Genomic DNA, 3,199 nt, shown 5'->3' with positions numbered 1-3,199 from the left:
ACGTTATAGTTTTTGTTGACTAGAGCCTATAGTCTGTTTAGTGAAGTATTATGGGGGGCAATAATTATTTCTTTCCCTTTTTCCTTTTTCTCTCCGACTCAGAATATCTATAATTTTCCCAGAAAAAATTTATAACGTTATAGTTTTTCTTGACTACGAATCTAAAAACTATTTGATTAAATCTTATTCTAGAAATATTTAGTTTAACTTGCTTCCTTTGAAAGATGAGAAAAGAGTAAAGAAGGAAGAAAGTATCAGTTAAATCTTCCAGAATTACTTATTTATCTGTTTCTTTATTCTGCAGATTTTTTGAACTTAGCTATATTCAGTTAGTTGTGATTTATTTCTTCAACTAACTCCCTTCTTCCTTTTTACTCCTTCCTACTTCCTTTATTTCACTTTAACGTTCTTCAATTACTTGATCAATTAGACCATATTCTTTCGCTTCTTCAGCAGACATAAAATAGTCGCGGTCAGTATCTTTTTCTATCTTTTCCAAAGATTGACTTGTGCGCTCTGCCAACATATTATTTAATACCGATCTAACACGAAGAATTTCTTTAGCTTCAATCTCAATATCCGTAGCTTGACCACGGGTACCTCCCATGGGTTGGTGAATCATAATTCTAGAGTTAGGTAAAGCCAATCTTTTACCTTTAGTTCCAGCAGCTAATAAAAATGAACCCATTGAAGCTGCTAAACCCAAACATATAGTAATGACATCTGCTTTAATATACTGCATAGTATCGTAAATTGCCAATCCTGCTGTTACAGAGCCACCAGGAGAATTGATATAAAGATAAATGGGCTTATTTGGATCGTCAGAGTCCAAATACAACATATAGGCTACAATTCTATTAGCTAGGGCATCCGTCACTTCTTGACCAAGAAAGATAATTCGTTCTTGGCCAAGACGAGTATAAATATCTATCCATCTTTCATACTGACTGCCAGGAAGACGATAAGGAACACTAGGAACACCTATAGGCATAATATTTTTTCCGTTTGATTTTATTAAGGACTTATTTCAGTTATTAAGTTATCAGTACCTTCTAACTGAAGTTGATTTTTTTCATCCCCTTAAAAGGGGAGGTTTGATACCTGATTTTCTAGCTCAAGATATTATATTGGTAATTATTTTCTACTTACCAAAAATTGTTGATTTGATGGAGAATTTAAAGAGTAGCAGGTAGAGGTTTTGGTAGTTCTTTTCTACTTGCTAAAACTTGGTCAATTAAACCATATTCTTTAGCTATTTCTGGGGTCATATAGAGCATTCTATCTGTATCTTTTGCAATCTTTTCTAGTGATTGACCAGTATTTTTAGAGAGAATATTTAAAAAAGTTGTCTTATTAGCTATAACTTCTTTTGCTCTAATGGAAATATCTGTTGCTTGACCTCTTGCTCCTGTTTTTGCTTGATTTAAAACGATGGTAGCATGAGGTAAACTTGCCCGATATCCTTTTGTTCCTGCAGACAAAATCATTGCTGCTGTACCCATAGCTTGACCAATACATATTGTATGAATTGGTGGTTTTACATAACTCATGGTGTCACAAATAGCGAATGCTTCTGTTTCAAAACCAACTGCATCTCCTGTATACCAAGAAGTACCAGTAGAGTTGATATAAAAATAAATTGGTTTTTCAGGATTATCAAATTGTAAATAAAGTAATTGAGCAATAATTAATTGGGTAACATCAATACCTATATTTCTTTTGACTTCATCTGATGAAAATAGTGGTAAGCCCAAATAAACGATTCGTTCTTTTAACATTAAAGATTCTAAATCAGGAGGTGGTGTCCTAAAAGAAGTGTCTCCGTAGTAACTGCTTGATTGAACTGCTTTTATTGGTGAGTTCATAAGATGATTCCTAATAGTGATTGTACTATCTTTTGATTATGTTAGCCTGCGTAATATTATTGTAGCGGATACAATTGGTTATTAGTTATCCTCTTGATCGGTTACAATATAACTCTGATATTTTTACCTAAAACAAGTTTTTTTGTCTAGGTGTGGATTTTACCATAATTATTGCGCAAAAATGGCAGATTTACGATTAGTTGGTAAATATTCAGCTTTTAGCAGTCAGCTAGCCTCTTACAGAGGAACTGCGTTATCAGCAATAAATACTCCCTTTGAAGGCTATCCCTTATAAGGACTCCTAAAACCCTTTTCTGATAGGGGGATGGGAAGGTGGGGAGATGGGGAAGTGGGGGGAGAAAAGCCTCTAATTAAATATTTTGACTCTCCCGAAATATCCAGCTAAGGGCAATTACATAACTTCTCTATAATGTCTACGTTTTATGTTAAGTAAAGATGTTTATAAAGGATAGCTTTGAAGGAGAGGTTTAAATCAATACTTCTCTCGGTTAATACCAATTTCATAAACTTAAAACTTCACTTGTCAAAGTATCTATCAAACTCGAAATCAAAGATATCAAGTTATGTATAGTCTGACTTGAGGAAATTGATATAAGGGAGCTTATTTTGGTAGTAATTTTTAATTTTATCTCAATTTAATTCCTCAATAGCTATTACCTCTGTCATGTGGCAATAACTGTTAATACCAGTTTTAAAAAATATAGCAATTCCCAAAAAGAGTGAGGTACAAAATTCTAGGCTTTAGGCAACAGGCACTATTGCTACAGGCAACAGGGAAGAAATATAAAAGTGTACCTTACTAGCCTGAGAAACGCTATAATGTTAGGAATAATAAGAGGGATTGTGCATACTTTACCGAATAATTAATAGTTAATAATTAATAATTAAGAGTTGAAGCGTCAATAATTAATTATTCATTCAACAATTAAGGTTTAAAGCCTCCACTTGGATAGGGGATAAATCAAAAAAATTTCCTAGAGCGCCAATCCTATCCGTTTCAAGAAGGGGTAATTATTAATTATTAATTGTTCCGCAGTGTTTTTTGCTGAAAGGGATGTCCTTTTGACTAAAAAGATGATTTATGAACTTAGAAATAGTCTTAAAGCTATTCCCATACGACTCCTGACTCCTGTCTCCTGACTCCTAAAAATTCCCTAAGTATTTGTAGTAAACATCTATCAAATTGGTATAACATAGTTCCTCTGCAGAAGGCTGACTAATAGCTTATAGCTTAATACTTACCGAATTATTAATTATTAATTGTTAATTAAATAATTGTGGTTTAAAGCCTCCCCTTTGAAGGGGAAAAAAGC

2 protein-coding genes are annotated in these 3,199 nt (G+C 33.3%); both read right to left on the bottom strand.

Annotation, left to right across the window (positions count from 1 at the left end; translation table 11 throughout):
- Positions 1-400 precede the first annotated feature (400 nt).
- Positions 401-991, bottom strand: coding sequence for an ATP-dependent Clp protease proteolytic subunit (locus ACP6PK_RS03610; RefSeq protein ID WP_426557825.1), 591 nt, complete (start codon positions 989-991; stop codon positions 401-403).
- A gap of 184 nt (positions 992-1,175) precedes the next feature.
- Complete coding sequence (locus ACP6PK_RS03605) at positions 1,176-1,865, bottom strand: ATP-dependent Clp protease proteolytic subunit (RefSeq protein WP_426557823.1); 690 nt, start codon at positions 1,863-1,865, stop codon at positions 1,176-1,178.
- Positions 1,866-3,199 lie beyond the last annotated feature (1,334 nt).

The sequence above is a fragment of the Dapis hubbardiae BLCC-M172 genome, assembly GCF_050016015.1.
GTDB lineage: Bacteria > Cyanobacteriota > Cyanobacteriia > Cyanobacteriales > Microcoleaceae > Trichodesmium.
The sequence above is the reverse complement of the archived record's forward strand: the minus strand, read 5'-3'. Positions and strand labels throughout refer to the sequence as shown.

Bases quoted from the DNA above. Each gene is read 5' to 3' on its own strand.
- ACP6PK_RS03610 (WP_426557825.1), bottom strand. From the start codon at position 991: ATGCCTATAGGTGTTCCTAGTGTTCCTTATCGTCTTCCTGGCAGTCAG.
- ACP6PK_RS03605 (WP_426557823.1), bottom strand. From the start codon at position 1,865: ATGAACTCACCAATAAAAGCAGTTCAATCAAGCAGTTACTACGGAGAC.